The 7,119-nt window shown below is 68.4% G+C and carries 11 protein-coding genes; 3 read left to right on the top strand and 8 right to left on the bottom strand.

Annotated features, from left to right (window positions below; translation table 11 throughout):
• Nucleotides 1-68: 68 nt before the first annotated feature.
• The 3 genes from AC1DVT_RS16645 to AC1DVT_RS16635 are packed head-to-tail and all read right to left on the bottom strand — an operon-like array spanning nt 69 to nt 2,121.
• Entirely contained in the window at nt 69-872 is an 804-nt protein-coding gene (locus tag AC1DVT_RS16645; RefSeq protein WP_477390103.1) for a cytochrome c biogenesis CcdA family protein, read from the bottom strand.
• A 14-nt stretch (nt 873-886) separates the two neighbouring features.
• Nucleotides 887-1,495, bottom strand: a complete 609-nt coding sequence (locus tag AC1DVT_RS16640) for a TlpA family protein disulfide reductase (RefSeq protein ID WP_477390101.1) — start codon at nt 1,493-1,495, stop codon at nt 887-889.
• Nucleotides 1,492-2,121, bottom strand: a complete 630-nt coding sequence (locus AC1DVT_RS16635) for a histidine phosphatase family protein (RefSeq protein WP_477390099.1) — start codon at nt 2,119-2,121, stop codon at nt 1,492-1,494. The genes AC1DVT_RS16640 and AC1DVT_RS16635 overlap by 4 nt, the downstream gene beginning before the upstream one ends.
• A 108-nt stretch (nt 2,122-2,229) precedes the next feature.
• Between AC1DVT_RS16635 and aspS the strand changes: the two genes are divergently transcribed.
• Nucleotides 2,230-3,588, top strand: coding sequence for an aspartate--tRNA(Asn) ligase (aspS, locus tag AC1DVT_RS16630; RefSeq protein WP_477390097.1), 1,359 nt, complete (start codon nt 2,230-2,232; stop codon nt 3,586-3,588).
• Between the two features lie 186 nt (nt 3,589-3,774).
• Here aspS and AC1DVT_RS16625 read toward each other — a convergent pair whose 3' ends face one another.
• From AC1DVT_RS16625 to AC1DVT_RS16610, 4 genes are all read right to left on the bottom strand, one after another.
• Nucleotides 3,775-4,029, bottom strand: coding sequence for a glutaredoxin family protein (locus AC1DVT_RS16625; RefSeq protein ID WP_477390095.1), 255 nt, complete (start codon nt 4,027-4,029; stop codon nt 3,775-3,777).
• A 41-nt stretch (nt 4,030-4,070) separates the two neighbouring features.
• Nucleotides 4,071-4,364 carry a rhodanese-like domain-containing protein gene (locus AC1DVT_RS16620; RefSeq protein WP_477390093.1) on the bottom strand — a complete coding sequence of 98 codons (294 nt, stop codon included), beginning with the start codon at nt 4,362-4,364 and terminating at the stop codon, nt 4,071-4,073.
• A gap of 70 nt (nt 4,365-4,434) precedes the next feature.
• A complete protein-coding gene (locus tag AC1DVT_RS16615; protein WP_003792170.1) occupies nt 4,435-4,533 on the bottom strand; it encodes a 30S ribosomal protein bS22 in 99 nt (32 codons plus the stop codon).
• Between the two features lie 83 nt (nt 4,534-4,616).
• On the bottom strand, nt 4,617-4,808 hold the full coding sequence (locus AC1DVT_RS16610; protein WP_457098996.1) for a helix-turn-helix domain-containing protein: 192 nt from the start codon (nt 4,806-4,808) through the stop codon (nt 4,617-4,619).
• Nucleotides 4,809-4,975: 167 nt separating this feature from the next.
• Between AC1DVT_RS16610 and AC1DVT_RS16605 the strand changes: the two genes are divergently transcribed.
• Nucleotides 4,976-5,383: a hypothetical protein gene (locus tag AC1DVT_RS16605; protein WP_477390091.1), complete on the top strand. Its 408-nt coding sequence runs from the start codon at nt 4,976-4,978 to the stop codon at nt 5,381-5,383.
• Between the two features lie 38 nt (nt 5,384-5,421).
• On the opposite strand, the gene AC1DVT_RS16600 is transcribed toward AC1DVT_RS16605, so the two are convergent.
• Nucleotides 5,422-5,835: an ArsR/SmtB family transcription factor gene (locus AC1DVT_RS16600; protein ID WP_477390089.1), complete on the bottom strand. Its 414-nt coding sequence runs from the start codon at nt 5,833-5,835 to the stop codon at nt 5,422-5,424.
• A 68-nt stretch (nt 5,836-5,903) separates the two neighbouring features.
• Here AC1DVT_RS16600 and AC1DVT_RS16595 point away from each other — a divergent pair.
• The coding region (locus AC1DVT_RS16595) for a potassium transporter TrkG (RefSeq protein ID WP_477390087.1) at nt 5,904-7,119 on the top strand (1,216 nt) is incomplete at its 3' end.

Raw genomic sequence — 7,119 nt, 5'->3', positions numbered from 1 at the left:
GAGACAGGTCGGCGTGGTCGGCCGGCCGCAGCGGATCGCCGACGACCGATTCCCCGTCGCCGGAACCGTCAGAGCGGGAGGGGGACACTGGTCATCACCCCCTGCAGCTGGGCCATCGCGGCGCTCCACACGCCGGTGACCATGAGCACGCCGAGCACGATCAGCAGGATGCCGCCGATGATGTTGACCGCGCGGATGTGCCGCCGCAGGAAGGTGACGGTGCGGGTAGCCCACCCGAATCCGAGCGTGATGAGGATGAACGGGATGCCGAGCCCCAGCGAGTACGCGAGCCCGAGCAGGGCCGCGCGGGCGGGGTCACCGAGGTTCCACGAGACCGAGATGATGGCGGCGAGCGTCGGGCCGATGCAGGGGGTCCAGCCGATGCCGAGCGCGATCCCGAGGAGCGGGGCGCCGATCAGGCCGGCGTTGCCGCGCACCTGCGGGTGGACCGTGCGCTGGGCGAACCCGAACACGCCGATGAAGACGAGCCCGAGCAGGATGATGACGACCCCGAGCACCCGCGTGATGACCTCGTTGTACTGCAGGAAGAACTGGCCCAGCGTTCCGCCGAGGATCGTGACCGCCATGAACACCACGGTGAACCCCGCGATGAACAGCAGTACGCCCAGCAGCAGGCGCGACCGGGTGGGGGCTTCGGGCTCGACGGTCGCTGAGCCTGTCGAAGCGGGCGCCACCCCCGTCGCTGAGCCTGCCGAAGCGCCGGCGCCGACCGGCTTGGGCCGTGGCTGGACGGCTCCCCCGATGAAGCCGAGGTAACCAGGCACGAGGGGGAGCACGCACGGCGAGAGGAAGGACAGCAGTCCGGCGAGCAGCGCGATCGGCAAGGCGACCCACAGCGCGCCGCCCGCCATCACGGCATCGAGGCTCACTGCTTCTCCGCGAGCGCGTCGCGCACGAGCGCCGTCAGGATCGAGGCATCCGGAAGCTGGCCGATGATGCGCGCCGCGACCCTGCCCTCCTTGTCGAGCACAAGGGTCGTGGGGGTGGCGCTGATCGGGGTGCGCTCGGCGAACGCGAGTTTGATCGCGCCGTCCTGCGCCGCGAGCAGGCTCGGATAGGTCACGCCGTACTTGTCGGCGAAGGCGACGGCCGAGGCCGCCGAGTCGCTCGTGTTGATCCCGAGGAAGGCGACATCGTCGCTCTCGAAGGCCGCCTGGGCCTTCTCGAGATCACCCGCTTCAGCGCGGCAGGGGCCGCACCCGGCGTACCAGAAGTTGACGACGAGCACCGAACCGGCGAAGTCAGAGCTGTCGACGGTGTCGCCGGTGGCGGTGGTCCCGTCGAACTCGACCGGCTCGCCGCGATCGGCAGCGGCGATCTCGACCGTCTGGAAGCCATCGGCGGCGATGTAGCCCTTGTTGTCGCCCGCCCGGTACTGCTCGGCCAGCGGGTCGTTGGAGCAGCCGGCGAGCGCAGCGGCGAGGGCTGCCGCGACGAGGACGGATGCCGCGGCGCGGCGGGGACGAACGGTCACACCGCCCCCACATCGACAGCATCCGCCGTGGCCGCGGGCTCGACGTAGCCGACCTCGACCCACTCGTCGCCGCGACGCTCGAAGCTCGTCACACTGGAGAGGGCGCAGCGTCGCTGCCGGGGATCGTGCCGGGGAGGCACCCGGCTGACGGCGAGGTGGGTCACCCAGATCGGCAGCTGATGGGAGACGATCACCGCGTCGCCGGATGCCGTGGCGTTCCAGGCATCCTGCATCGCGGCATCCATCCGCGCGATGATCTGCGCGTACGGCTCTCCCCAGCTCGGCGTGGCCGGCTGGCGCAGGTGACGCCAGCTGAAGGGATTGAGCAGCGCCCGCTTCATGCGGCGCCCCTCGAAGACGTTGGTCGGCTCGATGACGCGCTCGTCGATCTGCGGCTGAAGGCCGAAGAGCTCGGTGAACGGCTCGGCCGACTCCTTCGTGCGCTGCAGCGGCGAGCAGACGAGCGTCGTGACCGGCCGCTCGAGCGTGCGCAAGTACTCGGCCGCCTGGCGCGCCATCCGGCGTCCATCCACGCTGAGTCCGAACCCTTCGAGTCGCCCGTAGAGCACGCGAGACGGGTTGTGGACCTCTCCGTGGCGCACGAGATGAAGGCGGTCGGCAGGCACGGCGTCAAGTCTACGGCGGCCGGTTCTGTGGGGATGCCGAGCGCYGCGCCATCGGCCAGCTCTGCGGCCAGTCGGGAGCGACAGCCACCGCACGTAGACTGGTCGCTCGTGAGTGAACGCGTTCTGGTGAAGCAGCTTCAGGGTCTTTCCGATGGCCCGGTGTCCGTGTCGGGATGGGTCGAGACCGTCCGCGACCAGAAGAAGGTGCAGTTCGTCATCCTTCGCGATGAGACCGGCGCGGTGCAGCTGGTGAACCCCGCGACCCGCCCTGCGGACCCTTCGACAAGCTCAGGGACCGAGGACTCGCAGGATGCGGCAGCCCTGGCGCTCACCGAGCTGATCTCGGGCCTCGCGACCGGCACGTTCCTGACGGTCAAGGGCGAGCTCAAGCACGACGAGCGCGTCAAGCTCGGCGGCGTGGAGATCAAGATCGGGTCGCTCGACATCGCCGGTGCGGCGCTCCCCGAGACGCCGATCGCCGCCGACAGCGGCCAGGACAAGCGCATGGACTGGCGCTTCCTCGACCTGCGGACGCGACGCAGCAACCTCATCTTCCGCGTGCAGACCACCCTCGAGCACGCGATGCGCACCTATTGGATCGAGCGCGACTACATCGAGGTGCACTCGCCGAAGCTGATGGCATCGGCATCCGAATCCAATGCCGAGCTCTTCTCGCTCGAGTACTTCGGCGACCAGACCGCCTATCTCGCGCAGTCGCCCCAGTTCTTCAAGCAGATGGCCCAGGTCGCCGGGTTCGGCAAGATCTTCGAGATCGCGCCGGCGTTCCGCGCCGACCCCTCGTTCACCTCCCGCCACGCCACGGAGTTCACGAGCATCGACGCCGAGATCAGCTGGATCGACTCGCACGAGGATGTCGCGGCGATGCAGGAAGAGCTGCTCGCGTTCGCCATCCAGGCGGTGAAGGACAAGCACGGCGCCGAGATCGAGGAGCTGTTCGGCCTCGAGGTGCAGGTGCCGGCGGTGCCGTTCCCGCGCATCCCGCTCGCCGAGGCGCTCGAGATCGTCAAGGCCCGCGGTTACGAGGTGCCGCGCACCGATGGCGACCTCGACCCCGAGGGCGAGCGCCAGATCTCCGCGCATGTCGAGGAGACCTTCGGCCACCAGTTCGTGTTCATCACCGACTACCACCCGGAGATCCGCGCGTTCTATCACATGCGCGACGAGGAGACCGGGCTCACCAAGAGCTACGACCTCCTGTTCAAGGGCGTCGAGATCACGACCGGTGCGCAGCGCGAGCACCGCGTCGACGTGCTGATCGAACAGGCTGCCGAGAAGGGCCTCACCCCCGAGCACCTCGACTTCTACTTCGACTTCTTCCGGTACGGCGCCCCGCCGCACGGCGGGTTCGGCATGGGTCTCGCCCGGGTGCTGATGCTGCTGCTCGGCGAATCGTCGATCCGCGAGGTCACCTACCTCTTCCGCGGACCCACCCGCCTCGCACCGTAGCGGCTGGGCACCCGGCTGGCCCGGCTGTCCCCCTCACAGAGTTCGCAGAACGGCGCGAACTCCGCAGCATCCGTCGCCCTTCTTACGAACTTCGCGAACATCTGCGAAGTCTGGGAAGGGCGCGAGCGGATGCCGCGGCTCGACCGCGCCCGCGGACGCGCGGTATCGAGTAGGACTCAGCGGTCGTCAGCTCGACGCCGACTCGAGCGCCGCGCGCAGCCGATCGGCCGAGACGCGCCAGTGCGCGTGGAAATCGCCGTCGATAAGGACGACGGGGATCTTCTCCCACCACAGCGCGTAGAGCGCAGGGTCGTCGAGGATCGAGTGCTCCCGCACCTCCACCGCGTCATCGGGATAGTCGGCGACGACCAGCTCCACGATGTCGCGAGCGACGTCGCACAGATGGCAGTCGGGCTTGCCGATGAGGGTGAGGGTCGTCACCGTCTCATCCTATGAAGTCACCGGTGCGCCGGCCGCACGGCTCAGAGCTCGACGTCGTACCCGGCGGCGACCCAGTCACTCGTGCCGCCCTCGACGTTCGTGGCGTCGTGGCCGCGCTCCTCGAGCGCCTCGACGACGCGGGCGGAGCGTCCGCCCACCTGGCAGATGACATCGAAGGGGCCTTCGGGCAGCTCGTCGAGACGCTGCCCGATGGTCGACATGGGCAGGTTGACCGACCCTGGTACGTGCCCGCGCGCGAACTCGTACTCCTCGCGCACATCGATGAGCGGCACGCCTTCGCGGGCGTGCAGCTGGTGGACGTCGATCGACTTCATGGCGGACCTTTCGCTGGCGGATACACGAAGCGCCCGTCCAGAGGACAGGCGCTCGGTGTCTGAGCCGCTGCTACTTCTTGTTGCGGCGCTGGTGGCGAGTCTTGCGAAGCAGCTTGCGGTGCTTCTTCTTCGCCATGCGCTTGCGGCGCTTCTTGATGACTGAACCCACGGAAAACCTCACTATGTCGTGGTCTGGGCGCAGAACGAACTGCGCCCGCGATCGGGCAGAAATGAAATATGCCTCGCGACAGTCTAGCCGACGTCGGCGATGGGCCGTTGCAGGGCCTCGGTGACCGCGGATTCGGGGACGCGATAACTGCGCCCGAACCGCACGGCGGGCAGTTCCCCGGAGTGCACGAGCCGGTAAACCGTCATCTTCGACACCCGCATGAGCTCGGCGACCTCGGCGACCGTCAGGAAACGGACGTTCGGCAGTTCAGCCATGTTCCCCCGCCCCCCATTTCGGCGCACGCGTGCGCTGGTGCCACTCTAGAGCCGGGCCGGGACGCGTGTAAACCCGTGGGACTGCTGTGACCGATGAGACGGATGCCGCGGCTCGGCCGTGCACCGACTCCCAGCGAATCCATAACGGCGGGGCGTGCACTGTGATCATGGACGACCCGACCCTGCCTGCAGCGCCGCAGCCGAACGCCGATGTCCCCCCGCAGCCGGGGTACGGACCCCCTCAGCCGGGGTACGGACCGGCGTACGGGCCCCCGCAGCCGGGGTACGCCCCTGCCCCGCCCGCTTCGAGCGGATCGTCCCACCTCTGGGTCATCCTCGTCTCGATCATCGGCGGCCTGCTCCTGCTCGCCGGAACGTTCATGACCGGCGCGGCGGTGGGCTTCTGGGTCGGCGCGCATGATGGGGCACGAATGAGCATCGGGGTTCCCGGATGGGGGCCGCACGAGGGCCCGCTGCAGTGCGAGAACGGGAACGGGAACGGCAACGGCAACGGTAACGGGAACTCGGAGAAGAAGGACTCCCGTGGGTGGACCTGCGAGTACACCGAGCCGTGATCGCCCGGCTGTGGCAGGGGTGATGTTCAGGCGGGCGCTCAGCGCCCGGGAAGCTTCTTCAGCGCGCTCGTGACGACGTGCTTGGCGGAGGCCGCAGCCCGGCCGACAACGTCGGCCGCGTGCGCCGCGGAGTCCGTCAGCGTCTGCGCGCTCCCGGCCGGGACCGCCAGGTCGTCTTCATCGATGAGGAACGGGATGAGCCAGTCATCGACCTCGTCGAGCGGAGCCGGCGACAGGCTGTAGTAGCGGTGCTGTCCTTCTTCGCGGACTGAGACGAGGGAGGCGTCCCGCAGCACTTTGAGGTGCTTCGACACGGTGGGCTGGCTTACTCCGAGCTCCTGGACGATGTGCGAGACGCTCGTCCCGTGCCGCCCGTCGACGGAGCGGGAGAGCAGCAGCTGCAGGATGTCGCGCCTCGTGCCGTCTGCGATCACGTCGAAGATGTCCGCCATGGGGCAAGACTAGTCGGGCGCCTTGCGCAGTACCATGACGAAGAGTTCGACAGGACAGGGGACGACGTATGACGCCGGATCCGGTGAGCCCCTTCTCCGCTGTGCGCGTGCGTCGGAGCATCCGGCGAGTGTGGGATGACCTCCGCAATCTGACGACCGCCTCCCCCGCGCGGTTCGCCGTCCTGGTCTTCGCGACTCTGGTGGCGCTCTTCACCGCACTGCTCTCGATGCCGGCCGCCGCGGCCGACGGACAGCGGACGCCGTTCGCCGATGCCCTGTTCACCGCGGTGTCGACCATCTGCGTGACGGGCCTGTCCACCGTCGACATGGGCACGCACTGGTCCGGTCTCGGGCAGGCGATCATCTTCATCGGCGTCAACGTGGGGGCGATGGGCGTCCTCACGCTCGCTTCGATCCTGGGCCTGGTCATCTCCAAGCGCCTCGGGCTGCGTGCGAAGCTCATCGCCGCGGGCGACACCAACCCCGCCCGCGCGCACGGTGGGCCGGTCAACGAAGGGCAGACCGTGCGGCTCGGCGAGGTCGGGCAGCTGCTGCGCACCGTGGCCTTCTCGACGATCCTCATCGAGCTCGCACTGGCGATCCTGCTGTATCCCTCGCTGCTGATCGGGGGCGTCGCTCCGCTCACGGCGCTCTGGGAGGCGCCCTACTACGCCGCGATGGCCTTCACCAACACCGGCTTCTCACCCAATGCAGGCGGCCTCACTCCGTTCGCGACGGACTACTTCTTCCTGACGGTGATGATGGCGGGTGTGTTCCTCGGATCCATCGGATTCCCGGTCATCTACACGCTGTGGCGGCACCAGTGGCATGTGCGGCACTGGTCGCTGCACGCGAAGCTCACCCTCATCACGACGGTGCTGCTCTTCTTCGTGGGCGCCGCGGCCTTCCTCAGCCTCGAGTACGACAATCCGTTGACCTTCGGCGAGATGAACGGCTGGGACACCATCTTCCAATCGTTCTTCCTGTCGGCGATGACCCGCTCCGGCGGGTTCTCGGTCGTCGACATCGGAGAGCTCAATGGCTCGTCGCTCATCGTCGGCTCGATGCTCATGTTCGTCGGCGGCGGGTCGGCATCGACCGCGGGCGGCATCAAGGTGACGACGCTCGCCGTGCTCGCCCTCGCGGTGTGGTCGGAGGCGAAAGGACGCCAGTCCGTGCAGGCGTTCGGCCGGCGCATCCCGAGCGACGTGCAGCGGGTCGCCCTGTCGGTCGTGGCGTGGGGCGCGACGATCGTCGCGCTGTCGACGATCACCATCACCCACT

The sequence above is a fragment of the Microbacterium sp. P2_F9 genome, assembly GCF_056403635.1.
This window is presented reverse-complemented; position numbering and strand designations above follow the sequence as displayed.

Coding starts and splice junctions, on each gene's coding strand:
- AC1DVT_RS16645 (WP_477390103.1), bottom strand. CDS start 872: ATGGCGGGCGGCGCGCTGTGGGTCGCCTTGCCGATCGCGCTGCTCGCC.
- AC1DVT_RS16620 (WP_477390093.1), bottom strand. CDS start 4,364: ATGAAGTCGATCGACGTCCACCAGCTGCACGCCCGCGAAGGCGTGCCG.
- AC1DVT_RS16610 (WP_457098996.1), bottom strand. CDS start 4,808: ATGGCTGAACTGCCGAACGTCCGTTTCCTGACGGTCGCCGAGGTCGCC.
- AC1DVT_RS16600 (WP_477390089.1), bottom strand. CDS start 5,835: ATGGCGGACATCTTCGACGTGATCGCAGACGGCACGAGGCGCGACATC.
- AC1DVT_RS16605 (WP_477390091.1), top strand. CDS start 4,976: ATGGACGACCCGACCCTGCCTGCAGCGCCGCAGCCGAACGCCGATGTC.